Source organism: Clostridium luticellarii (genome assembly GCF_002995845.1).
Classification (GTDB): Bacteria; Bacillota; Clostridia; order Clostridiales; family Clostridiaceae; genus Clostridium_B; species Clostridium_B luticellarii.
In genome coordinates this window covers 1-25,725 of sequence record NZ_PVXP01000048.1, presented here as the reverse complement: position 1 = coordinate 25,725, position 25,725 = coordinate 1, and the positions used below count along the sequence as shown (strand labels likewise).

At 34.0% G+C, this 25,725-nt stretch carries 24 protein-coding genes; 16 read left to right on the top strand and 8 right to left on the bottom strand.

Annotated features, from left to right (window positions below; genetic code table 11):
- Positions 1-131: 131 nt before the first annotated feature.
- From rny to CLLU_RS13485, 7 genes are all read left to right on the top strand, one after another.
- Positions 132-1,676 carry a ribonuclease Y gene (gene rny / locus CLLU_RS13515; protein WP_106010316.1) on the top strand — a complete coding sequence of 515 codons (1,545 nt, stop codon included), beginning with the start codon at positions 132-134 and terminating at the stop codon, positions 1,674-1,676.
- A 151-nt stretch (positions 1,677-1,827) separates the two neighbouring features.
- A complete protein-coding gene (locus CLLU_RS13510) occupies positions 1,828-2,088 on the top strand; it encodes a stage V sporulation protein S (RefSeq protein WP_106010315.1) in 261 nt (86 codons plus the stop codon).
- A gap of 167 nt (positions 2,089-2,255) precedes the next feature.
- A complete protein-coding gene (locus CLLU_RS13505) occupies positions 2,256-3,116 on the top strand; it encodes a decaprenyl-phosphate phosphoribosyltransferase (RefSeq protein ID WP_106010314.1) in 861 nt (286 codons plus the stop codon).
- 22 nt (positions 3,117-3,138) lie between these two features.
- A complete protein-coding gene (locus tag CLLU_RS13500) occupies positions 3,139-4,428 on the top strand; it encodes a hypothetical protein (RefSeq protein ID WP_106010313.1) in 1,290 nt (429 codons plus the stop codon).
- Positions 4,425-4,781 carry an SMR family transporter gene (locus CLLU_RS13495; protein WP_106010312.1) on the top strand — a complete coding sequence of 119 codons (357 nt, stop codon included), beginning with the start codon at positions 4,425-4,427 and terminating at the stop codon, positions 4,779-4,781. The genes CLLU_RS13500 and CLLU_RS13495 overlap by 4 nt, the downstream gene beginning before the upstream one ends.
- Before the next feature lie 49 nt (positions 4,782-4,830).
- Positions 4,831-6,024: a pyridoxal phosphate-dependent aminotransferase gene (locus CLLU_RS13490; RefSeq protein WP_106010311.1), complete on the top strand. Its 1,194-nt coding sequence runs from the start codon at positions 4,831-4,833 to the stop codon at positions 6,022-6,024.
- A gap of 120 nt (positions 6,025-6,144) precedes the next feature.
- Positions 6,145-6,408 (top strand): HPr family phosphocarrier protein, encoded by a 264-nt coding sequence (locus CLLU_RS13485; protein ID WP_106010310.1) that lies wholly within the window; start codon positions 6,145-6,147, stop codon positions 6,406-6,408.
- Between the two features lie 112 nt (positions 6,409-6,520).
- Here the strand turns inward: CLLU_RS13485 and CLLU_RS13480 are convergent, their stop codons facing one another.
- The gene (locus tag CLLU_RS13480; protein ID WP_106010309.1) at positions 6,521-6,736 is read right to left on the bottom strand and encodes a DUF378 domain-containing protein; all 216 of its coding nucleotides are present in this window, start codon (positions 6,734-6,736) and stop codon (positions 6,521-6,523) included.
- 228 nt (positions 6,737-6,964) lie between these two features.
- On the opposite strand from CLLU_RS13480, the gene purB reads away from it, so the two are divergent.
- From purB to CLLU_RS13465, 3 genes are all read left to right on the top strand, one after another.
- On the top strand, positions 6,965-8,395 hold the full coding sequence (purB, locus tag CLLU_RS13475; protein ID WP_106010308.1) for an adenylosuccinate lyase: 1,431 nt from the start codon (positions 6,965-6,967) through the stop codon (positions 8,393-8,395).
- 23 nt (positions 8,396-8,418) lie between these two features.
- Positions 8,419-9,861 (top strand): NAD(P)/FAD-dependent oxidoreductase, encoded by a 1,443-nt coding sequence (locus CLLU_RS13470; protein ID WP_106010307.1) that lies wholly within the window; start codon positions 8,419-8,421, stop codon positions 9,859-9,861.
- A gap of 205 nt (positions 9,862-10,066) precedes the next feature.
- Positions 10,067-11,083, top strand: coding sequence for a hypothetical protein (locus CLLU_RS13465; RefSeq protein WP_106010306.1), 1,017 nt, complete (start codon positions 10,067-10,069; stop codon positions 11,081-11,083).
- Between the two features lie 99 nt (positions 11,084-11,182).
- On the opposite strand, the gene gltX is transcribed toward CLLU_RS13465, so the two are convergent.
- The gene (gltX, locus tag CLLU_RS13460; RefSeq protein WP_106010305.1) at positions 11,183-12,637 is read right to left on the bottom strand and encodes a glutamate--tRNA ligase; all 1,455 of its coding nucleotides are present in this window, start codon (positions 12,635-12,637) and stop codon (positions 11,183-11,185) included.
- Positions 12,638-13,019: 382 nt separating this feature from the next.
- On the opposite strand from gltX, the gene gap reads away from it, so the two are divergent.
- Positions 13,020-14,072, top strand: coding sequence for a type I glyceraldehyde-3-phosphate dehydrogenase (gap, locus tag CLLU_RS13455; protein WP_106010304.1), 1,053 nt, complete (start codon positions 13,020-13,022; stop codon positions 14,070-14,072).
- A 272-nt stretch (positions 14,073-14,344) separates the two neighbouring features.
- On the opposite strand, the gene CLLU_RS13450 is transcribed toward gap, so the two are convergent.
- Positions 14,345-15,226, bottom strand: a complete 882-nt coding sequence (locus CLLU_RS13450; RefSeq protein ID WP_242977638.1) for a VIT1/CCC1 transporter family protein — start codon at positions 15,224-15,226, stop codon at positions 14,345-14,347.
- A gap of 151 nt (positions 15,227-15,377) precedes the next feature.
- On the opposite strand from CLLU_RS13450, the gene CLLU_RS13445 reads away from it, so the two are divergent.
- Genes CLLU_RS13445 through CLLU_RS13435 form a run of 3 tightly spaced genes read left to right on the top strand, consistent with a single transcriptional unit; the run spans position 15,378 to position 17,491 of the window.
- Positions 15,378-15,800 (top strand): hypothetical protein, encoded by a 423-nt coding sequence (locus CLLU_RS13445; protein ID WP_106010303.1) that lies wholly within the window; start codon positions 15,378-15,380, stop codon positions 15,798-15,800.
- Between the two features lie 47 nt (positions 15,801-15,847).
- A complete protein-coding gene (locus CLLU_RS13440; protein ID WP_106010302.1) occupies positions 15,848-16,570 on the top strand; it encodes an EcsC family protein in 723 nt (240 codons plus the stop codon).
- A gap of 57 nt (positions 16,571-16,627) precedes the next feature.
- Positions 16,628-17,491, top strand: coding sequence for a pirin family protein (locus CLLU_RS13435; RefSeq protein WP_106010301.1), 864 nt, complete (start codon positions 16,628-16,630; stop codon positions 17,489-17,491).
- A gap of 122 nt (positions 17,492-17,613) precedes the next feature.
- On the opposite strand, the gene CLLU_RS13430 is transcribed toward CLLU_RS13435, so the two are convergent.
- Positions 17,614-18,699, bottom strand: coding sequence for a hypothetical protein (locus tag CLLU_RS13430; protein ID WP_106010300.1), 1,086 nt, complete (start codon positions 18,697-18,699; stop codon positions 17,614-17,616).
- A 370-nt stretch (positions 18,700-19,069) separates the two neighbouring features.
- Between CLLU_RS13430 and CLLU_RS13425 the strand changes: the two genes are divergently transcribed.
- Positions 19,070-19,783, top strand: a complete 714-nt coding sequence (locus CLLU_RS13425) for an SGNH/GDSL hydrolase family protein (RefSeq protein WP_106010299.1) — start codon at positions 19,070-19,072, stop codon at positions 19,781-19,783.
- Positions 19,784-19,897: 114 nt separating this feature from the next.
- Here the strand turns inward: CLLU_RS13425 and CLLU_RS13420 are convergent, their stop codons facing one another.
- The 4 genes from CLLU_RS13420 to CLLU_RS13400 all read right to left on the bottom strand — a co-directional run bounded on the left by CLLU_RS13420 (position 19,898) and on the right by CLLU_RS13400 (position 23,944).
- Complete coding sequence (locus CLLU_RS13420) at positions 19,898-20,713, bottom strand: MerR family transcriptional regulator (protein WP_106010298.1); 816 nt, start codon at positions 20,711-20,713, stop codon at positions 19,898-19,900.
- Positions 20,714-21,048: 335 nt separating this feature from the next.
- Positions 21,049-22,038: a G1 family glutamic endopeptidase gene (locus CLLU_RS13410; RefSeq protein WP_106010296.1), complete on the bottom strand. Its 990-nt coding sequence runs from the start codon at positions 22,036-22,038 to the stop codon at positions 21,049-21,051.
- 232 nt (positions 22,039-22,270) lie between these two features.
- On the bottom strand, positions 22,271-23,014 hold the full coding sequence (locus tag CLLU_RS13405; RefSeq protein WP_106010295.1) for a CsxC family protein: 744 nt from the start codon (positions 23,012-23,014) through the stop codon (positions 22,271-22,273).
- A gap of 126 nt (positions 23,015-23,140) precedes the next feature.
- A complete protein-coding gene (locus tag CLLU_RS13400; protein WP_106010294.1) occupies positions 23,141-23,944 on the bottom strand; it encodes a CsxC family protein in 804 nt (267 codons plus the stop codon).
- Positions 23,945-24,136: 192 nt separating this feature from the next.
- On the opposite strand from CLLU_RS13400, the gene CLLU_RS13395 reads away from it, so the two are divergent.
- Complete coding sequence (locus tag CLLU_RS13395; protein WP_106010293.1) at positions 24,137-25,402, top strand: DUF4434 domain-containing protein; 1,266 nt, start codon at positions 24,137-24,139, stop codon at positions 25,400-25,402.
- Positions 25,403-25,725 lie beyond the last annotated feature (323 nt).

Sequence of the window (25,725 nt, the reverse complement as noted above, 5' to 3'; positions counted from 1 at the left end):
ATATAAAATTAAGACAAATTCTGGTTTATCATATATTTAGGAATTGCCAATTGAATAATATGACACCTTTTCTATGCTTGCATATTTAACTGTGATATAGATTTAAAAATAGGAGCAAAGGAGGTGTTCATGTGAATTCCATAATAATATATGAGATTATTGCTGGTATAATAATAGCTGCTGCCTTGTTCGTTCAATTTAGTATTATTAAAAATAAGGCAAATGTTATAAAAGCACAGGCTCAAGAGGAGTCTAATAGATTAAAGGATGAAGCTATGCGAGAAGCTGAATCCCGAAAAAAAGAAGCTATAATAGAGGCTAAAGAGGAAATTCATAAATTAAGAAATGATGTGGAAAAGGAGTCTAGAGATAGAAGGAATGAAGTACAAAGGCTGGAGAGAAGATTAATACAGAGGGAAGAATCACTTGATAAAAAAAATGATGCTTTTGAAAAAAGAGAGATTAGTCTGGAGAAAAAACAGCAGGAAATTAATAAGTTACAGGCAAAGGTAGATGAATTATATCAAAAACAAAGGGAAGAACTTGAAAGATTATCAGGATTAAGTTCAGAAGAAGCTAAAAGTATTTTATTGGAAAAAGTAAGTAAAGAAATAAAACATGAATCTGCTATGATGATTAAAGAAACGGAAACAAAGGCTAAAGAAGAAGCAGATAAGAAAGCCAGGGAAATTATAACTTGTGCCATTCAACGATGTGCTGCGGATCATGTAGCTGAGACCACAGTACATGTTGTAACTCTGCCCAATGATGAAATGAAGGGAAGAATAATAGGGCGGGAAGGCAGGAATATAAGAGCTCTTGAAACTTTGACAGGTGTGGATTTGATTATAGATGATACACCTGAGGCAGTGATATTGTCGGGATTCGATCCTATAAGGAGAGAAGTGGCGAGAATAGCGCTGGAAAAGCTTATAATTGATGGGAGAATACACCCGGCTAGAATTGAAGAAATGGTTGAAAAAGCTGAAAAAGAATTGGAAAGCGATATTAAGGAAGAGGGAGAGCAGGCCACTTTTGAAACAGGTGTGCATGGTCTTCATGTGGAATTAATAAGGTTATTAGGTAGGTTAAAGTACAGGACTAGTTATGGCCAAAATGTCCTAAAGCACTCTATAGAAGTTGCATATTTAGCAGGTCTTATGGCCTCAGAAATTGGCATAGATCCATCTGTAGCCAAAAGGGCTGGATTGCTTCACGATATAGGCAAAGCCGTGGATCATGAAATGGAAGGACCTCATGCCATTATAGGTGCAGAAGTTGCTAAAAAATATAGGGAATCGCCAACAATTGTAAATGCCATTGCAGCTCATCATGGAGATGTAGAATTTCAGTCTTTAGAAGCAGTGCTTGTTCAAGCGGCGGATGCTATATCTGCTGCAAGGCCTGGAGCTAGAAGAGAAACATTGGAAGCTTATATTAAACGTTTGGAAAAATTGGAAGAAATAGCAAATACATGTGAGGGCGTAGAAAAGTCATATGCCATTCAAGCGGGAAGAGAACTTAGAATTATGGTTAAACCAGAAGATATTGATGATGCAGGGGCCTTTGAAATGGCAAGGAAGATAGTTAAGAAAATAGAAGAAGAACTAGAATATCCTGGTCAGATTAAGGTAAATGTTATTAGAGAAACTCGTGCAATTGAATATGCAAAATAATAGTGATGAAATTTTTATAACATAGAAGAGTATTCCTTTTAGATTTTGTAACCTTTACAAAATCTAAAAGGAATTTTTGATCTTTTGTAGAATAGTATACTTATCAACAATAATAAATAAAGATATTATTATAATATATAGGAGGTTTATTATGGAAGTATTAAAGGTTTCAGCAAAATCAAGTCCAAATTCAGTGGCAGGAGCATTAGCAGGAGTTTTAAGAGAGAGAGGGGCGGCTGAAATACAGGCTATAGGTGCAGGGGCGTTGAATCAATCCGTCAAGGCTATAGCTATTGCAAGGGGTTTTGTGGCACCTAGTGGAATCGATTTAATATGTATTCCGGCATTTACGGACATTGAAATAGATGGTGAAGAGAGAACTGCAATAAAGCTTATTGTGCAGCCAAGATAAAAAGTGAATTTCTATGTGGGACTTGTGGATTTATCTCAAGTCCCCATTTATGTATAAGTTTACATACGAGTTTGAAATGATTATGTTGACTATATAAAATACTGTGTTAAAATGTAAAAAGGTGTACAGTAATTTTGGCAGCGTAAATATAGTCTGGGAGGGAAATTATGACAGCAGCAATTGAAATTATGAGACCTAAACAGTGGATTAAAAATTTTTTTGTATTTGCAGCAATTATATTTTCAGGAAATTTTCTGGAATATGATTTATTGAAAAATAATTTGATGACTTTTATATTATTCTGTATGACCTCTTCTATTATTTATATATTGAATGATATTGTGGATATTGAAAAAGACAGATGCCATCCAGATAAGAAAAACAGACCTCTTCCAAGTGGACGTATATCCAAAACCACAGCAATTGTTCTGGATATTATATTGTTTATTTTAGTCATGTATTTTTCATATAATTTTTTGAATACAGGAATTTTATTTATATATTTGATATATATTGTGGTAAATATATGTTATTCTTTTGTACTCAAAAATTTAGTCATAATAGATGTTATGACCATTGCTTTTGGATTTGTGATGAGAGTTGCCAGCGGAAGTTTGGCCACAGGAGTTGAAGTGTCACCCTGGCTGATTTTGTGCACAGTGCTTTTGTCCTTGTTTCTGGGACTTAATAAGAGAAAAAGCGAAATCATAACTTTGAAGGACAGGAGCAGCTCTTCCAGAAAAATATTGGAAAAATATTCTGTGAGGAATATAGATAAAATGCTCACTATAGTAAACCCGTCCATATTGATGGCCTACTGTCTTTATACTTTTGCCTCCACACAGAGCAGGACCATGATGTTTACCATACCTTTTGTATTATATGGAGTATTCAGGTATGAGTATTTAATGGACAAAGAAAATATAGGCGGAAAGCCGGAAGATGTATTTGAAAAGGATATTCCTTTTTTGATAAATATAATACTATGGATAGCAGCAGTTATAATCATAATATATCTTAAATTATAGAGCAGAAGGGAAATTGGTTAATATGGAAATTAGAAATTTCTGGAATAGCGGAGATTATATAGAAGATAACAGAAATAACAGTAGTATATATTATAATGTGGTAATAGGGTTTGGAATGTTATTATCTATATTGTGGATAATATTTGTAAAGTCAGTTCCATTTTCAGATTTCGATTATTACTACAATTTGGCAGTGAGTATAGCGGGAGGTGGGCAATGGGGAGATACTTATACTTCGGTGGGATATCCCATAGTGCTGGCAGGAGTATTTAAATTATTTGGAGCCAGTGTTTTTACGGCAAAGCTGTTTAATCTGCTTTTTACATTTATAAATTATATATGTTTGAAATATATTTTATTTAAAGTGAAATTAAGGGAAATAGATAGAAAAATAATATTTTTCATATTTGTATTTTTCCCCAGCAATATAGTATATAACAATATTTTGGGTACTGAATTGATATTTACAAGTATATTATTCATTATAACCTGCCTTTATTTTGGAGATATAAAATACAAATATTTTTTCATAGGGCTGCTTACAGGTTTAAACACAATGATAAAACCTTTTTTTATCGTATTTTTCTTCGCTGTATTTTTAGTTGATTTTCTGAAGTATAAAAAGCTTTTGATATCTCTTAGAAATTCTCTTGTTGTGCTTGTAATGTGTGCAGTTGTCATTTCACCCTGGATATACAGAAATACGAAGTTGATGGGCCAGTTTACATATGTCTCCAATAACGGAGGCATAGTCTTGTACATAAACAACAATTCACAGAATAATAGAGGAAGGTGGATGGATGCAAGCAAGGTTGAGAACTCTATTGTGAAAACCAGCCAGTATAAAAATGCCAATAGGACCCAGCAGAATAAAATGCTGAGTAATGCTGCAAAAAAATGGATAATGTCACATCCGGCAGAATTCATGGAACTGGGCTTCAAAAGGCTATTCAATACTTATTTATTTGGGGACGATATACTGTACAGCACCTATGGCAGTGGAATAAGCCATGATATGAATGCTTCAATATTTCTGTACAGTAATTTTATAAGAGTCTTGATTTTTTTACCTGCTATAATGTACATATTGATATATTTTTTAAAGATAATATTAAGTGTATTCAGGGGTGAAAGCCACCTGTTGGATAAGTTTAAATTATACCTTATGGTGATATTTTTCATGTTTACCTGTGTTTATTTTGTAACTGAGGGGCAGGGAAGATACGCTTTTCCTGAAACCTTTGTGTTTGTTTGCTGTTTCTACTTCACGCTAAAATATCTGGCATTTAAATTTAAGGGGATAAGAGCATGATTTCATTGATATTGGCATCGGTATTTTTAGGAGCTATGGGGCAGGTACTTGTAAAATATGGTGCTGTAAATTTACAGCTGGATTTTACCTTAAAATATTTGCTGCCCAGTATTTTATCTATATTAAAAAATATTCCTGTAATGTGTGGAATTATATCCTATGGATTGAGCTTTTTACTATGGATAAAAGTTTTGAGCAAAGTGGAATTGAGTTATGCATATCCTATGGTGAGCTTAGGTTATATAATAACCATGCTGTTCTCCTATTTTGTATTCAAAGAAAATATAACTCTTATGAGAATACTGGGAGTTGGCTTTATAATAATAGGTGTGATATTGGTTTCAAGGAGCTGAAAATCTTCACTAATTGTGTATTGTGAATTGAATAAAGGGAGGAATAAAAATGATATTGTCAAAAAAAGCTGAAAAAATTCAACCATCTATAACCCTGGAAATAACTGCAAAAGCTAAAAAAATGAAATCTCAGGGAATTGATGTAATAGGATTTGGAGCTGGGGAGCCAGATTTCAATACTCCGGAAAATATTCAAAAAGCTGCTGTAGCTGCTATGAAAGAGGGATATACAAAATATACGCCTGCTTCTGGAATTTTAGAGCTTAAAGAAGCTGTTGTTAAAAAATTTAAAGTGGACAATGGATTGGAGTACAGTACAGATCAGATTATAATATCCACAGGTGCAAAGCAGTGCCTCTGCAATGCATTTCAAGCTGTGTTAAATCCTGGAGATCAGGTTATCATAGCTGTTCCATATTGGGTGAGTTATCCGGAGCTGGTCAGACTTTCAGGAGGAGTTCCTGTATTTGTGGATACAAAAGAGGAGAATGATTTTAAATATACTGTGGAGGATTTACAAAAGGCTTACACTGATAAGACTAAAGTGATTATAATCAACAGTCCCAATAATCCAACAGGAAGCATTTATTCAGAAGAAGAACTTAAACAAATAGCTGATTTTGCCAGAGAAAAGGATATATCGATTTTGTCCGATGAAATATATGAAAAACTCATTTATGGAAACAGGAGACATGTCAGTATAGCAGGAATATCTCAGGATGCTTACAGTAGAACAATTGTTATAAATGGAGTTTCCAAAACATATGCTATGACAGGATGGAGAATAGGGTATTGTGCTGCAGATAAGGATATAATCAAATTAATGTCGAATGTTCAAAGCCATACTACTGGAAATCCAAATTCTATTGCACAATATGCTGCACTGGCGGCTTTAAATGGAGAGAACAGTCAAATTGAGAATATGATGGATGAATTCAAAAAGAGAAGAGAGTATATGATAGAAAAAATAGATTCGATTGAGGGACTTTCCTGTCTAAAACCAGAAGGAGCTTTCTATGTAATGCTGAATATATCAAAAACTTTCGGAAAAACTATTGATGGGCACAGCATAGGAAATTCACTTGAATTTTCCAGCCTGCTGCTTGAAAAAGAAAAAGTTGCAGTGGTACCTGGACTGGGTTTCGGGATAGATGGATACGTGAGACTGTCTTATGCTACTTCCATGGAAAATATAAAAAGAGGACTGGACAGAATAGGGCAATTTGTGTCAAAGCTAAAATAATATAGGTTTTTATGCTGAAATATGAAAAATCAGTATCCACACATGAGTAAAAAATGGTATAATAATTAAGAGAATTTGAGATGTGTTATACAATAATAAACTAAGATAGAGGTGAATTAAATGGTTTCTAGGGAAGTTATAGTTAAAAGCCCCACAGGATTACATGCAAGACCTGCAACACTATTGGTTAAGAAAGCTTCTTCATTTAAATCTGATTTATCCATAGAATTTGATGGAAAAAAGGCAAACATAAAAAGTTTAATTGGTGTACTTTCATTAGGGGTAACCAAAAATTCCACTGTGAAAATAACAGCATCAGGTGATGATGAATCACTTGCTATAGAAGAAATTATAAAATTGATAAATTCATTGGAAACATTGTAGAGATTTAAAAATATCTGATATTTTTAAAGTACAGTAAAATCAGACTGTTCCTGATTTACTGTATTTTAAAAATTGGCTGTAAATAAAACAGAAGACTTTTGGGTCTTCTGTTTTATTTACAGCTGTTTTTGGTTTTGAAAAGCAGCATAATCATGTCAATACCTGCCACACCTATTAGTATGTATATTATTCTTCCGACTAAATTGGCAGGTTCACCAAATATGATTTCAACCATATTAAAATTAAATAAACCTATAAGCCCCCAATTTATCGCACCTATGATAATTAGTATCAAGGAAGTCTTGTCTATTATACTGAATTTATACATAATTTATTTATTGAGCCAGTAAATGTTCAACTTACTTCGTCTCAATAAAATTCACCTCCATATAATATACTTTTTATTAATTAAAGTATATTAGTGATTTTGTAAAATAGAACGATTTGAATACTTTTATCAAACTCTACGAATATAACAATATAATATCAAGCTAATATATGGTATAATATGAATGAAAAAGATCAAATTACAGTATGCGTACGGAGGTATTTTACAATGAGAAATACATATAATAATCCACTTAATAAAAGATATGCTTCTCCGGAAATGAGCTATCTGTTTTCCGATGAGATGAAATTTAAGACATGGAGAAGGCTTTGGGTGGCTCTGGCAGAGTGTGAAAAAGAGCTTGGGCTCAATATAACTTCTGAACAAATAGATGAATTAAAAGCCAATGTGGAAAATATAAATTATGAGGATGCAGAAAAAAGAGAAAAGGAAGTACGTCATGATGTGATGAGCCACGTATATGCCTATGGACTTCAGTGTCCTAAGGCCAAGGGAATAATACATCTGGGGGCAACCAGCTGTTATGTAGGGGACAATACAGATCTTATAATTATGAAAAAAGCACTTTACATAGTGAGAGGGAAAATACTGAATGTGATAAATTATCTCAAGGATTTTGCACTTGAATACAAAGATCTTCCCACTCTCGGATTTACACATCTTCAGCCTGCCCAGCTTACTACAGTTGGCAAGAGAGCGTCTCTCTGGATGCAGGATCTATATTTGGATATAGAAAATATTGATTTTGTCATTGATAAAATCAGATTCAGAGGAGTAAAAGGAACTACGGGAACTCAGGCCAGTTTTATGGATCTATTTAATTGTAATGAAGAAAAGGTAAAAATGCTGGATAAAATGGTAACGGAGAAAATGGGATTCAGTCAGGAATTTATGGTTACAGGACAGACTTATACCAGAAAACTAGATTCCATAATATTAAATACTCTTTCAGAAATAGCACAAAGTGCTTATAAGTTCAGCAATGATCTCAGGATACTTCAAAACATGAAGGAAATGGAGGAACCTTTTGAAAAAAATCAGATAGGTTCCTCAGCCATGGCATATAAAAGGAATCCTATGAGATGTGAGAGAATGGGTTCTCTGTGCAGATATATAATTGTGAATGCCTTGAATCCGGCCATAACTGCTTCGACTCAATGGTTTGAAAGAACCCTGGATGATTCTGCAAACAGGAGGATAGTTCTTCCTGAGGCATTTTTGGCACTGGACGGAGTCTTGAATTTATACATGAATGTATCTGAAAATATGGTGGTTTATCCAAAGACAATTGCATCCCATGTACTTAAGGAACTTCCGTTTATGGCTACGGAAAATATAATAATGGAAGCTGTTAAAAGAGGAGGGGACAGACAGGAACTTCATGAGAGAATCAGGATTCATTCTATGAAAGCTGCTAAAAGGGTGAAATCAGAGGGAAAGGAAAATGATCTTCTGGAAAGAATTATAAAAGATCCATTTTTCAAAATGAAAAAAGAAGAGATAGCGTCTCTTGTGAGTCCTGAAAAATTTGTTGGAAGGGCACCAGGTCAGGTGGTGGATTTTATAGATAATCAAATAAGCCCAATGCTTGAAAATAATAAACAGTATCTGGGGAAAGAGGCCCAAATAAACGTCTAGTCTAATATATGGGAGGATTGTATATGTACGATATTGCCATTATAGGAGCAGGAGTGGAAGGTTCAGCCATTGCAAGAAGGTTTTCCAGGTATAAATTAAAAATTTGCCTGATAGAAAAACAGGATGATGTATCCTGTGGGGCGTCTAAAGCCAACAGCGGTATAGTACATGGAGGATATGACGACACACCGGGTACTTTAAAGGCTAAATTGTGCGTAAAGGGAAATAGGATGTATGACAGGTTAAACAGGGAGTTGAATTTTGGCTACAGAGAAACAGGTTCCCTCGTAATAGCTTTTTCAGATGAAGAGAAAAAACATCTTGAAAAGTTGTATTATAATGGTATAAAAAATGGTGTAGGGGGAATGGAGATAATAGACGGCGAAAAGGTAAGACAGATGGAGCCCTATGTCAATAATAAGGTTAAATGGGCTCTCTACTGTAAAGACTCGGGAGTTTGTTCTCCCTATGAATTCACCATAGCACTGGCAGAAAATGCAGTGGAAAATGGAGTGGATTTAAAACTTGAAAATGAAGTTATAGGCATAAATAGAAAGGAAAATTATTTTGAAATAGTTACCAGCCAGGAGAGAATAGAGGCTAGATATGTAATAAATGCAGCAGGGGTCTACAGTGATAAAATATCCAATATGGTTGGCTTGAATTATTTCCATATAATTCCAAGAAAAGGTGAATATGTCCTTTTTAACAAGGATCAGTCCTATTTGGTAAACAGTGTAATATTTCAGGTGCCTACGGAAAAGGGCAAGGGAATTTTAGTAACTACCACTTATCATGGCAATCTGATGATAGGCCCAAACGCCCAGGAGGTTTCGAACAAGGAAGATGTGAATACGAATGAGGAAATGCTGAATTACATTGTTGAAACCGCCAGAAAATCTGTAGAAGGTTTTGACATGAAAAAAGCTATAACTTCTTTTGCAGGAGTGAGACCTACCAGCAGTACCAGAGATTTCATAATAGAAGAGACCAAAGTAGAGGGATTTATAAATGTAGCGGGTATAGATTCACCGGGACTTACTTCTGCTCCAGCCATAGCAGAGGAAGTAGTAAATATATTGAGTGAGAAAGTAAAGCTGGAGGAAAAAGATAATTTTAATCCTTATAGAAAACCTATTATAGTAAAAAAGGATAAAGATTTTCATGGAGATATAAATGCACAAGAGCCTGAAAAACATATTATATGCAGATGTGAAAGGATAACGGAAGCGGAAATTGTAGATGCATTAAATAGACCAATAAAGACAGTATCTATTGATGGAATCAAGCGCCGTACAAGGGCCGGCATGGGTATGTGCCAGGGGGCATTTTGCGGTCCTAGGGTCAGAAAACTCATAGCAAGAGAAATGGGTATACCTGAAGAGCAAGTTAAACAGAGAGGCCCCGGATCCTCCATACTTCCTAAAAGGGTGAATAGGATAAATGTGATGAAAATACAGAAATAGATTTTAAATTGTGGAGACTGCCGTATAATCAATTTTTGATATGCTCCCTTCTAGGTAGACAAGTGAAATAATAAAAACTTGTTTATTTGGAAGGGAGTTCATTTCTTCAGCTCCAATTCTTTGAACCTGGATATAACTTGATTGCAATATTACATGGAGTTTCATATCCTGATAATATAGCTATTTAATTGTGGAGGTAACAATATTGAGAAGATCCAGGAACGACATGGATGATTTGATGCAGATTGCTTTATATATGTTTCCTAAATATATGAAGAGAATAAAAAAGTATGATAGAAGGCATTTTGAAGGTTCACATCATGATAAAGATCATCACCGTGATTACGATGAATATGAGGATTTGAAAGATTTGATTGGGTTTATAGAGAAAAATATCATTGGAGGCAAAGGCAAAGAGGATTTCGTGGACAAAAAATCCATAAAACAAATTGATGGAGGAAAATCCCAAAATACAGGTGAAAATCCAATCCACAGGGAAATACTAAAAAGGGCACAGGAACAGATTAAAAAGTCAGGCCAGGAACCCGATAAGAAATTGCCGGATGATAGAAATATGAGTCAGGACGGCAGAGCTGCCAACAGCATAAAACGGGATGGTAGAGCTGTGGAAAGTTCAAGTAAGAATGTTGAAGATACACAGAATGTAAAACAGGAGAGAGTAGATACAGACGGCATAAAGCAGTTGGACTCAAAAGAGACAAGGGAGATGCCAACAAAAGGTGCAGGTTTTTCAGCATGCAGTGAGGAGATAAAAAATTTATTGAACAGATATGTGAATAAAAAATTTGACATATGCACTGATGGCGATGAAAACTGTATGTTTGAACAGATAAATTTGATATGTTCAGATGAAAATCTGGCCAAATGTAAAAACGGGGAAGGTGAAACCATAGTAATACCTGTAAGAAATATAGTTGGAATGAATTTTCCTGAACCAGTATACATGGAAGAGCATTCTAAAAAAGATGATATGACATACTGCTGTTCCCTGGAAAAATCCCTGAGTGATTATTTTGCCGCATTGGTTGGTAAAAGGGTGTGCATACAGACGAGGGGCCAGGGAAAGTTCAAATATCTCTCGAAAAAGATGGTCACAGGTACAGGGAAAGGATTTGTTATAATTGAAAACAACATTGTCATATTATTTTCCAAAATAGTATTTATAAGAGAATCGAAGCTGGATGAATATAAAAATTCATAGAAAAAAACACCTGGATTTTCATAGATAGATGTATTGAATATGAAAACCCAGGTAATAGATGATTGAAGAAAAAATTTAGTCTTCAACTTGAAAACAATTTTATTGATTTGCCTTTTTTAATTTTTCAATTCCAGTTTTTATTCTCTTTATGGATTCTTCTTTCCCTATAATATCCGCTATTTCAAAAGCACCGCCGGGAGTGGATTTTTTACCTGAAAGTGCTGTTCTCACAGGCCAGAGTACTACTCCGTTTTTAACCTGCATGTCTGATACCAGATCCATACAGCACTTTTCTATATTTTCAAAGGTCCAGGGATCCAGTGATTCCAATCTTGGAAGAAATTTTTCAAGGGTGATCAGTGAATTCTGTAAATTTGTCTTCATTCTTTTATGAATATACATATCCGCAGAATAATCCGGAAGTTTCTGAAAAAAGTCCAAAAAATCAGGTATTTCACTGAGAACTTCAACTCTGGTCTTAAGCAGCTTGCTTATTTTCAAAAAGTCCAGCTTCTTTGAAATGACTTTTTTATAGTAGGGAAGAGCAAGAAAATTAAAGTCTTCTAAAGGCATATTTTTAATATATTGTCCGTTCATCCATTTCAGCTTTACGGTGTCGAATATGGCAGGAGATTTGTTTATATTTCTGTAATCAAATTTTTCTACCAGCTCCTGCAGATTGAAAATTTCTTTTTCGCCTCCGGGATTCCAGCCTAGAAGGGCTATGTAGTTTAGAACGGCTTCCTTAAGATATCCTTTTTCTATGAGATCCTGGAAAGATGCATCGCCATTTCTTTTACTCAGCTTGTGGTGAGGATCCTTCATTATTGGAGGACAGTGAATATATGTTGGAATCTGCCATCCGAAAGCTTCATATAATCTGTTGTACTTTGGAGCTGAAGACAGATACTCGCTGCCTCTGACTACATGGGTGATTCCCATAAGGTGGTCGTCTATTACATTGGCAAAGTTATAGGTAGGGTATCCATCGGATTTTATGAGTATCATATCATCCAATTCCGAATTATCCACGCATATGTCTCCGTAAATCTCATCATGAAAGGTTGTAACACCGGTTTCAGGATTATTCTGCCTTATGACGTAAGGTATTCCGGAAGCAAGTTTATCTTTTATTTCTCCTTCTGAAAGATGAAGACAGTGTTTGTCATATTTATAGTCTCCAGATGCTTCAGAGCTGGCTCTCAATGTATCAAGTCTCTCTTTTGTACAAAAACAGTAATAAGCCTTTCCCATATCTATGAGTTTTTTTGCATATTTCAAGTATATGTCGGTTCTCTGACTCTGTATATAAGGTCCCACTGGACCGCCTACATCGGGTCCTTCATCATGTTTAAGGCCTGTAGTTTTTAATGTATTATAGATTATATCCAAAGCGCCTTCTACAAATCTTCCCTGGTCTGTGTCTTCAATTCTGAGTATGAAATCTCCGCCAGCGTGTTTTGCTATTAAATATGTGTAGAGAGCAGTCCTTAAATTACCTACGTGCATATATCCTGTTGGACTCGGCGCAAATCTGGTTCTTACTTTGGTCATTTTTTTCACTCCCATTTATTTTAAAGTAAAAACCTCTCATCCGTTTTAGACGAAAGGTTATGAGCTTGCCATTACCCTTTAAATGATATAATAATAGAGATTTTGTGTCAAGGTAGTTTTTAATTCATGCTTTTGTAAAACTGAGTAAACTGGATTAAATGCCTGAAATGTGAAACATAAATAGTAAAAAATTGTTCATACCAGTTCATTATAACATTCCTGCACAAAAGTAAATTTGACATATATGAGCATTATTGATATAAATAATGTAGCATATATGTTGCATATACAATAAATAAAGCATATAATTATTAATATAAGCAACATATATAAGAAAAATAAACTTTAATAATAGGTAAATATTTTATGGGAGGAAAAAGTAATGTCTATAAAAGTTGCAATTAATGGTTTTGGGAGAATAGGAAGATTGGTTTTGAGGATTGCCCAGGAGAGATTGAAGGGAACTGTTGATATTGTGGCAATCAATGCCAGAGCGGATGATGAAACCCTTGTGCACCTTTTTAAATATGACTCGTGTTATGGCAGGTTTAGAGGAAATGTAAAAGCAGGAAAGGATTCCATGTTTGTGAATGGCTCTGAAATAAAGATCTTTAGGGAAAATGATCCTGAAAATTTGCCATGGGACAAGTTAAATGTGGATATAGTTGTAGAATCTACAGGAAAATTTAAAACTAGAGAAAGTTTATACAAGCATATAAAAGCTGGAGCAAAAAAAGTTATAATTACGGCACCTGCCAAGGAGGAAGATATCACCATAGTTATGGGTGTAAATGAAGAAAAGTTTGATGTAAAGTCCCATGAGATTATTTCAAATGCATCCTGTACGACCAATTGCCTGGCTCCTTTTGCAAAGATCCTGGATGAAAACTTCGGTATTGTAAATGGTTTTATGACTACAGTTCATTCTTATACCAACGATCAAAGACTGTTGGATAAAACCCATAAGGATTTAAGAAGAGCAAGGGCAGCAGGGCAGTCTATAATCCCAACTACTACAGGAGCGGCTAAGGCGGTTGCAAAAGTACTTCCAAATTTAAAGGGAAAATTAAATGGAATTGCCTTTAGAGTGCCTACAGCTACGGTTTCCGTTACTGACCTGGTATGTCAGCTTTCAAAATCTGTTACCGCTGAAGAGGTAAATAAAGCTTTTAAAAGAGCTTCTGAGGGAATTATGGAGGGAATATTGGGATATTCCGAAGAACCGCTGGTATCAGTAGACTATAAGGGAGATGACAGATCTTCTATAGTAGATGGACTTTCAACTATGGCATCAGGCAACATGGTAAAAGTGGTGTCCTGGTATGATAATGAATGGGCTTATTCCTGCAGAACTGTGGATCTGGTAAATTATGTTGCAGAAGAAATGGAAAAAAATTCTGAAACTTATAAGGAAATAGCTGCAAATAGAATGTAATTTTAAACGAATCATCGAGTGGTTACTAGATTTAAATGGAGTTTGCTCATAAGGAATGCTTTCCTCCATCTGAATCTTATTAACAGTATTCCTAGTGTCTTTAGCACTTAGAATACGTTATCCTTTAGGGGAATAACTTATCTAGGTGCGTATTCATATGCCAGAGTTCAAATATCAAATTTTGTGCTTTGAATTGGATGTGAGAGCGCCCGGACGAATTTTCCTATAATAATTAATAATAGTGGACAGCTTTTTTATAAGCTGTCCATTATTTATAGATTTATTCCAAGTATATTTTTTACAATGAGACCTACAAGGAAAGAAAAAAGTGCAACTCCTAAACTTACTCCGGCCATTTGAATAAATCGCTGTTTGAAATTGAATCCTTTAGCTACGGATATATAATAGTTGAATATGGATATTATAATTACAGCTATTGCAAGAGTTACGACAAGTGCTTGTATATACATATCACCGGGCATAAGAAGAAAGGGAATTATAAGTAAAATAACAGTTATCAGATAGGAAACACCGGTATAAGTACTTGATTTTAAGGCATTTTTTGTATTTTCAGCCTTCTCTGCAATATATTCGCTGGCTGCCATGGAAAGGGTAGCTGATATCCCTGTAATTATTCCAGACAGTGCAATTATTTTTGTATTTGCCATAGACAGTGTAAAACCTGCAACACTGCCTGTTATTTCTACAAGTGCGTCATTTAATCCAAGCACTATGGATCCTATATATTTAAGCTTTTCTTCATCCAGCATGTCCAGAAGTAGAAATTCGTGTTTCTCCTCATCTTCCGATATTTTGGAAAACTCAGGAAGAGATTTTGACAATTTACCATAGCTGTAACCTTTGACAGCCTCATTTTCCCTTCCCTCCATTTGTTTTACGGCAAAAGTAAAACCAAACAGCCTTGCTATGACGGAGTAAAACCAAATCCTTTTTTTATCTGGTGAAATTTCTGTGCCTGTATATGTCTTTATGAATTTATAGTGTTCTTCCTCATCTCCTGCTATTTTCAACAGTATTTTTTTGTTGTTATCATCTTTTGTGATTTTAGAGACATTTATATATATTTGTCTTTCAGTTATTTCCCTCAATTGCATCTGAAGCAGAATTTCTTTTAAATCCTCACTTATTTCCATTTTATCTACGACCTTTTTATATATTGTTCTTATCCCGGGAAAGCATGTAACATATATTATAATACTGTGATAATATACTTACAAGATGTTGCTGAAATTAATAATAAATAGTAATATAAAATTATATACTATGTAGGGTGGGGATCATGATTTGAGAAAGTGCGGAAAATATGTGCTGTATTTAATTGGAATTTTAATTACAGTATATGCCATTGCGGCCATGGAAAATTATATTGTGTCCTATAGAAACAGTGATTTCAAATATAATGTCTTTTATATTGTTGTCTCCATTGTTCTGGCAGCTGCAGTGGGTGTAATTTTAGGAATGGAAGGGTTTATTAAAGAAACTAGAAAATCTGGAAGCTGGAAAATAAGTTGGGACAGATTGATTATGATGTGTGTTCCTGCAGCGTTGTTTTCTACGTACTTAGTATTATTTTCTAAAAACTTACTTCCAGAATTTATTGTACAGAACTTTGTATTAATTTTAGCTAAAAACAGTATTTTTACTTATCTTATATTTGCCATAATATTAGGACATGAAATGATAGGAAGTTTTTATAAAGATATTTGATTTTATAGGCAGCTGAATTTTGATAAAATGGGAATGGTGAAATTTAAATGAGTTTATATGAAGATAGAGCTCTAGAGGAAATGTTACAATGGAGAAAAGAAATGACCGGTAAACCCGGTTTTACAAATGATTTTACAAAAAAAATACAGGATAAATTAAACGGATTTATTCCTGAAAAGGGCCAGCACATAATTACAAAATCCATAGAAAATATGGTTAAGACAGTTATATATGGATATAAATATATTTCCGGCAGCCCTGTTTATAACATGAATCTGGAATCAAGAGAAGATCTGGTAAGGAAAAAAATGAAATTTTATAGGAATACAGCTGCAGTAAGTGGAGCAGGTACTGGCGGAGCTGGGATTATAGTGGGCCTGGCGGATTTTCCAATTCTTCTTGGGCTGAAAATGAAATTTTTATTTGATGCTGCCGGTATCTACAGTTTCAATGTAAAAAATTACAGGGAGCGATTGTATATACTTTATATATTTCAAATAGCTTTTTCAAGTCAAAACAGAAGAAGGGAAGTCTATGATATAATATCGGATTGGGATAATTATTGTAAAACATCACTTCCGGAGAACAAGGATAATTTTGACTGGAAGACATTTCAACAGGAATACAGAGATTATATTGATATTGCAAAAATGCTGCAGATTGTTCCTGGAATTGGAGCAGCAATAGGGGCATATGCCAATTATAAATTGATGGAGCAGCTGGGAAATACAGCTATGAATGCCTATAGGCTTCGGATTTTTAAATTGTAGATTTTTATTATTGTAGATAATTTTTATAGATTATAACATTATTTGGGAGGTAACAATATGTCAGTTAGAGCTGTAAGAAAAATGGTAAAGGGAAACATACAAAAGGATGGTGCGGGAGTGAAACTTTTACGTGTACTGGCACTGGATACAGTTGAGGAATTTGATCCTTTTCTGATGCTGGATGTTTTTGATTCAGAAAATCCAGAAGATTATATTAAGGGATTTCCATGGCACCCGCATAGAGGAATTGAAACTGTGACTTATCTGATAAGTGGAAAAATCGAGCACGGAGATAGTCTTGGCAACAAAGGTATTATTGAAGACGGCTGCTGTCAGTGGATGACTGCCGGAAGTGGAATAATTCATCAGGAAATGCCGCAGCCTTCAAAGAAAATGTTTGGATTTCAGCTTTGGATAAATATTCCCAGAGAGAATAAGATGTGTATTCCCAAATATCATGATATAAACAGGAACAGTATACCTGAGGTGAAAAGAGAAGATTTTACCGTGAGAATAATATCGGGATATTACGAAAACACTCCAGGAGCTTTTAGCGGAGAGTATGTAAAAGCTGGCATTTTGGATGTGGATATGGTAAAAGAAACGGAATGGTCCGTTAAAACGGAAGCTAAATCTACTGTGTTTGTATATATTTTTAGAGGATATGGATATTTTAATGAAGGCAGGGAAGAGCGTATAGATGATAAAACTGCAGTTTTATTTACCGAAGGAGAAGAAGTTAAGATCCGCTCCGGTAAGGATGGAATGCGTTTTGTGATATTTATAGGCAATCCTCTCAAAGAACCTGTAGCCTGGGGAGGTCCCATTGTAATGAATACCCGGGAGGAACTTAAAAAAGCTTTTGAAGAAATTGACAATGGAACTTTTATCAAGGATGCGGACTACAATTCAAATATGTGATATTTATAAAATATGCATAGTGATCGTTAAGCTGATACAAGGATTTGTGCAGGAAAAAAAACGCCATAAGCAGCACTGACTGCTTATAGTATTCTTTATATAGGCAGAACTTGGGAAATATATTAATTGCCGGTATTTCCAGATGTTCCTCCTGTTGATGAATCGGAGCCAGAATTTCCGGATGAATCTTCCGTTGATGTGTCAGAACTGGAATTTCCGGATGAATTCTCTGTAGATGAACTGGAGCTTGAATTTCCATTTGATGTATTTGATGGTGTACTGGAGGTTTTATCTCCAGTTGATGTATCTGTTGATGTCTTTGTATTGGTATTTTTGGTTGAGTCATCGGTGGATGTTTTTGTATTTGTATCTTTATCTGATCCATCTGTAGAAGTTGGGGTATTTGTGTCTGTACTTTTCCCCGTGCCAGTGGTTGAGTTACCTGTATTTCCAGTTGATTTACCTGTGGAAGTATCTGCATTTTTATCTGATCCATTTGTTGTGTCTGTAGACTGTTTGTGAACCGTGTTTTTTCCGTCAGGAGCTGATGTATTGGCAGAGGTACCCTTCAGGTATGATTTTCCTAAAGCTCCTGCAATTATGACCAGGATAATTGACACAGTGAGTATAATTGCTTTTTTACCCTTAAGAGGTTTTCTATTTATTGTTTTTTTAGTATCTGATATTCTGTTCATAGGTCGTGTAAAATCATCTTTTACCTTGTGAGGTGCTGCATTGTCTTTTTTTATTGACTGTAGAAATCCCTTTTGTTCTATAGAGTCTATTTGTCTGAACTTTTCAGGTGATCTGATTACGATAGAAGGTTTACCCTGTACCGCATTCTGACTTTCTACATATAATATAACTGAAAATTTATCGTTTTTGCTTAAAAAAGGTATATACACATCTAAAATATTATCCTTTATTGAAGAATCGAATTTTAAACCCTTTGTTATTTTTGCATTCTTGATTCTTAAATTATTTTTTGAACTCTGTATATTTAAAGTTAAATCATGAACTATTTTGCTTGACACATTGCTTACATTTATAATATACTGATAAATTTTTTTACCATCTATCTTTAAAGGTATACCATTTTTTATGGTACATAATATTTTAGGTGCCCAATTTTTATAATAATCCAGCAGCAGCCCGGATATAAATGATATTATTATAGTTATGACTGCGGTTTTGATGATATTTAACATATTGATTTTCGCTTCCTTATTTTTTCCATAATGTAATTAAATTATAAAGTAGATAGTTATCTGTGTCAAATTTTAAATTAGTATATCATTAATTGAAATTAGACATCAAAGAGTATCTGCATAAAAATTCACTAAATGAATACACTATTATAATATCATGTAGCTTTTTAAACTATATATTGAAATAAGATTATATATGTAGTAATATATTGGTATAAGTAATTGTACTCAGGCACAAAAGAGTAATAAAGAGTAATTATGTTGATTATTTAATGAGGGGATTCAAAATCCAGGAGACATCTTTAAGGCATTTTATTGCTGGATAAAAATTGAAAAATTTAATTTCCTGTATCTTAAGGGAGGTAACAATATGGAAACAAAAAAGAATTATAGTTTAGTTGCTTTTGGTGATTCAATAACAGAAGGAGTTGTATATGACAGCAGCAGGGGAAGATATTCAAATCTGAAGAACTGCTTTGCAAATCTAGTTGGAAGACATATTAAAGGCACCGTATGCAATTCAGGAAGGTTTGGAAGTACAATTAAAAGAGGCATAAAAAAAATGTACAATGATGTTATAAAGAAAACACCAGATATTGTATTAATAGAATTTGGCGGAAATGACTGTGATTTTAACTGGGAGGATATAGCAAAGGATCCTGATTCCAATCACAAGCCCAAGACGGATATTTCAACTTTTCACGATATACTGTCCAATATGATATGTACATTTGAAAAATCCGGCATAACACCGATACTTATGACACTTCCTCCCCTGGATTATAAAAGATATTTCAATTGGATTACAAGGGGAGACAAGACAGCTGAAAAAAATGTTCTAAAATGGCTGGGATCGGAAGAGAAAATTTACAATTGGCACAGAACGTACAGTGAAATGGTCACAGAGGTGGCCCATAGGACAAAAACTGCTTTGATTGATGTGAGATCGGAAATTCTCAAACAAGATGACTACAATAGATTTTTGTGTATAGACGGTATTCATCCTAATTTGTATGGACATTCCCTGATTGCCAATGTAATACTCAATTTTCTTAAAGACAATTACAGCTTTTTATTGATTTAATCAATTTAATACTGTTGGATTAATCAAAAAACTGGTTTCTATCTTTTGGAAGAAACCAGTTTATATTTCTATATGGGCAAAGTTCACCAAAAACCAAGAATCAATTTGAAGCTTTTATTTCCTGCCTATTGGAAAATAGACCTCTGTTATAAATTCATCGGGGCTGCATTTGGATTCGGGACCCTTTATATATTCATCATGGGGGGCTCCAATTATTTTGTAGGAATTTTTGTCAATCCAGTCCAGAATCTCCCTGTAGGATTCACCAATTTCACTATAGGGACCTATAAAGGTGGTATGGCAGTATAGGCCTCCTTTTAGAATTCTTGTTGATATTTGGGGCGTTTTCAATTCTCTGTCCACAGGTATGCAGATCTCTATGTCCGCATTATTTGGATCAAAGTCTTCATCATAGTACAGAGTCATTATGTTTCCCTTAATAGATAAGCCGTTACTGGAGACAGCTTCGAAGACTTTACCGATTAAATTTCCTATATTGTCCATTGAAATAGTATCTCTCAGACTCAAAACCCTTGTGTTCTTTAAGGTATCTACTGAAATATTGAAATTTCGCTTTGAATTCATTATATCTTCACCTTTCTCTAATTTATTTAAAGAATCTTTTAATTCAAACAGAATATTCTTAGAAGACTGTATTTGAAATTCAATTTCGTGTATCTGCTTTGACAATAATATGGTCAAAGTGGTATTGGTACTATCTTCCATAATCTGTTTTATCTGATTTGATGAAAATCTGTATCTTCTGAGTTTATTTATTTTCAATATATCCTTTACCTGGTGTTTTTCATAATATCTGTATTGATTTTCAGGATTGATAAAACTTGGCTTTATCAATCCCAGCTTATCGTAATATCTGAGCATCCTGGTGGAAACTCTTCCAATTTTCGAAAATTGACCTATAGTATACATAAAATCCTCCTAAGTATTATTCCTCTTCGAAGTGGTTAATTATATATTAAACTTTCACATAATGTCAAAGTCAATAGGTTTTTGTAATCTTTTTATAAAAAAAGCTGCACTGAAGGATATAATATACTTTGCAGCAGGAAATCCAACCCCAATACTGCTTATAATGTTCTGTAATTGGATAACAAATATTCTAGATACAAATATATTTAATAAATATATAAAAACAGCATTATATTTGTGAATAATAATGCTGTTTTTATGTTATTTACTATGATATTTTTTGGCTTTATACCTCGAAAAGGAAGCCATTGATAATTATCCAGCCTCTTTTCTGACTAATAGGCAGCAGCTGCCGCCGGTTGTCTGTAATGGGAATAACCGCCGGGATATCTTAAAACATGACCCGGTAAACTATTGGGTCTGTGTCTGAAATTTGGTATGCTGCTGGTATCGCTGGTGTCAGTGGAGTTAGTAGTTGTCGTGAATGATTCACCGTCTGTGCCGATTTCAGAAGGGTATATTGCAATATTTCCACTCTTTGATACCATGGCAACAGGATGGACGTTATTGCTGGAATCATTCAGTGAATTTCCGTTGACTTTCATGGATTGGTATTTTACTGTGTCCGTATTTGCCAAAGGCAGAAGCTGGCTGTACTGGTTGGAGGGATCTTCACTGATCCATTCTGCCGACGTACCAATTCCCTGTTCATAAGAAGAATCAAGGGTGGTGGATATGGTTTTGTTCACAGTTTCTCCTTCAGGTGTAACTGCAGTAAAAGTCAAGTTCCATGTGGAATCCGATACCTTGGATATGGTTACACTGATGGCGGAACCAATTGGGATGCTCATTACATTCTGGGAAGCATCCGGCAATTTTTCCCAAAATACATTTGCAATAGGTTGTCCATTTTCTATTTCCTCTATGGTTCCCATTTGAAGAAGATCTTCAGAGTTCACTCCTCCCAGACCTATCCACTGTGCAGCTAAAGCATTCTGCTGGTTGGCTGAGATATTTGGGATTGTCCAACTTCCAGAAACACTTGTATAGGCATCATCCTGGGAAGCAGGTGTAGCCACGTAGCCTGCCCAATTACCTGATTTTTCAGTATTGGCAGGAAGATCTACGGTATTTGTGTTGTTCTGAAGCTGGTAGCTGTGAATTGATTGAACTATATCACGTCTTGAATAATAATTTGACAGAATGCAGCTGCCGCTGGCGGTACTGCTGAATTGTTCTGCCGCAATCGCAGATCCGGATCCGCTCCCAAGTACTACAAATAATGCCAGAAACAATATCTGGAGCTTTTTTAAAATATTCTTCATTGTTTAAAAATCCTCCTCTCTTAACGCTAGTGCATGAACATATAAAGTTATCTGTTTATATATATTTTCCTGCTGGTATATTACAAAATCGTGGTGAAAATATTACCATATTGTAAATTTTTTATTTTCAGGAAGAAAATATATCATAATTTAAAATATAATTAAAGGGCTTCATCAGTTAGTGATAAAGCCCTTAATGAAATATTTAGTTTGGAGGAAATATCAGTGCCTGTCAGTGCAGTCTGCTTGCCACATAGATGTTCTGGTTTTGAATCAGCCTTATATTCAGGTGCATAAACATTTTTTGATTTATCGTTCTGAATGTATCCTTTTTATCAAGGTGGGTATAACTGCCTTTGTTCTTTTCTATGTTTACTTCTTCAAAGCTGGCATGAATAACTTCACAGAATATTTTATCCGATTCACTGTAACTTTCATAGAAGGTCTGTTCGCCGCTCTGAATACTGTATACTTTTATTCCATTTTTATAGTTTTTTTTAGGAACTACAGGATCGATGATGTATTTTATTTCTGTAACACAGTTGAAAGGTATTTCTACTATGATATTTTTTATCTGTCCTTCCATTGAGGAGGCACTTCCATCCACGGCTTCTGAATATTCAATACTTTTTTTTACAACACCATTTAGAAAAAGTTTGTTTATATTTGAAATTAGGTTACATTCTTTAATGAATACCTTTCTTTTGATGGATTTTATATAGGAAGCGGGTTTTGGAAGGTTTATTTTGCTTTCAATATCTATATGAACTAATAATTCTGTTATGATAACGGGAATCTTTACAGGAAAAAGTCCAATATTTATTTCCGGATTTACAAGGCTGCTTTTACATTCCATAATCTTTTTAAAACTGATTTCTGTAGATTTTTGGGGGATGTCGTCTTTGCTTTTGGAGGTGTTCTGGTCAACTTGTACCTCCAATATTTCCTTATCTTTATCATCTTTATTCAAATTCATATCACTTCCAATTTTACTTTCTATGTATAATATGCATTCAAAAGTATTTTGTTGACTTTGTAATACTATAAATAACAGAGCTGCCTTACTTAAGAGCCGTTCCTCAAAAGTAAGACAGACTTTATATTAATAATTATTGTTCTTTTTCAGTATTTCATTAATTGGAAAATTCCAATCAGAATTTGATGCAGAAGATGGTTTCTTGAATGATTTCTTAACTCCATTTCTAGTATTGCACTTATCATCTTTGCTGTCGTAAGGAGAGTAAATTTGCTGTTTCTGGAGTAACTTCAAGCACAGATATACAACTGATTTATCTGTGAATTCCTGAAATTCCTCTTCATTGCAGAAGCCGTCAATTGGAACTCCCTTGTCGTCTATATCTGCATCAAAAATTGCTGACCATTCAAGCTCACAAAAAACAGGTTCATTGAAAATTTCAATATTTGACCTGTCAGCTTCTCTTATATTTTTTCCTTTTCTCTTTTTATCAAAATATCTGGCTACTCGAGGAGGAAAATTTGGAGAAACTTCAGGAAAATCTTCAAATTTTACCTGGGTATAAGCTTTGATTGGAATGTGAACCGTAGTATCTTTAATAGCACCACCTATTCCGGAATTCGTAGTACATTCTCTTACTGCATATTCTATATTTTTTCTTATATATCCTTCAATAAATACCTTGTCAGTTGGAGCGATATATCTGCATTGAGTTAAAAATATCTGTTTTTCAATTCTTTTTATTTCATAAGAAGGTTCATTAAGTTTAATTTTCGATTCCGAATCTATCTGAATTACAAGTTCTGCAAGTACCTTTGGAACTTTATATTCTCCTTGAGTCCAAGGATAATTTTTAGCTCCTGTAAGTGTGTCCGCACTTATAACTCTAGCATTACAGGTAGAATCGGGGTAAAAGTTGTTGTTATCCATTTTATTATCTCCTTTTTTTTAGAAAGTTAGGGATATAAGGCCTATTTTATATCCTGGTATATAATATTCCAGAGCAAGTTAAAAGTGCATTGGTTTAAGATAATATTTCAATGATGTTCTATAAAATAGGGGAAGATCATATTCATTTTATATGAGATATAGATCCTTGAAAGTCTGGTGAAAAATTATAACATGACTAATAAATTTTTTTATAGATTTATCAATTATTATGATGAAATAAAAAAGAAATACTTTCCACAGGTATCCGGTACATTTATTCAACCGGACATGGTGATGGACTGGGATGATTTGAAATGGCAGAGAGAGCTTTCGTATTTAAAGGAAGTTAGAATGAAATATATTGTTATGAATACTTTTATTGTCCAAAATCAACATGTGAGGAGAATATACAAAACCTCAATAAAAAATGGAAGTAAAATAGGTGCATATGATGTAGTAGATATGTGTTTGAGAAATTGTGAAAAAGCCGGTTTTAAAGTGTTTCTGGGAATTGATTATAACAGCGGGTGGTGGAAAATAGGGCCTAAAAACTCTAAATGGCTGTATACTCAGATGAAAAATGGGAATTTGGTGGTCGAGGAATTGTATAAAAAATATCATGAAAAATATAAAAATGCTTTTTATGGATGGTATTGGGTATATGAAGTGGATAATCTTAATTTCAAAAGTCGAAAAGACTTCAAAATATTAGCTAATGCTGTAAATATAAATTTAAGCTATATGGAGAGTAATAATGCAAGACTTCCCCTTATGATATCACCTTTTATGAATTCAAAATATTCAACTCCCCAAATTTATGCAGATAATTGGAGATATTTTTTTAAATTCGTTAATTTTAAAAAAGGAGATATATTTTGTCCTCAGGACTCAGTAGGTGGAGGCGGTCTTCATATAACAGAGGTAAAAGATTGGTTCAGTGCTCTCGGCAAGGCTGTGAAGTCAAGAAAAGAAATTCTATTCTGGGCCAACATAGAGACTTTTGATCATACTGACTGGTCCAGTGCTCCTATAAAAAGATTTATAAAGCAAATGAGATCTGAAAATGAATTTGTAGATGACATGATAACTTTTTCATATAGCCATTACTACAGTCCCAACAATATAAATGGTGGATTTCACAGGGCCTATAGAAGGTATTTGTATCAACATGAAATTCATGATAAAAAACCTGATCCACCTAAATGGATTAAGGTTGAAGAAGTTAATAATAAAGATTTGATTAAGTGGGAAACAACTAAAAATGCAGCTGGTTATAAATTATACTGCAATGGAAAAGAGATATATTCTTCCTCGGTTCAGAGGAAATATGGTGGAGATAAAAAACAATTGTTGGGGCAATTTATATGCAGAAGCAGTTCAAAAAAATTCAAATATGAAGTAAGAACTGTAGACTTTTGGGGAAATATGTCAAAGAAAATTATGGCGAAAAGAGTTTAATTTTTAGCATATTGTTTTTTTACTGTAATAGTATATTTTATTTATATCAGACAATTTGTTTTAAATAATTTTCACAATTTTCACACATATGTTACAATAAATTGATTTAACAACTATACATTTCATTAGGGACAAACTTTGCTGTGAATTATCATAAAAATTCTCTTTCTGTATGTTCACTGCATATTAACTGTATTTTTTTGAAGCATATTTTTTTCATTATTTCTCTTATATTAGTACTGTTCATTATTTTACCTTCCTATCCGCATAATTTTCAAGTCCCTATTAAATTATTCTCATTTAATTATGATATAACATTACAT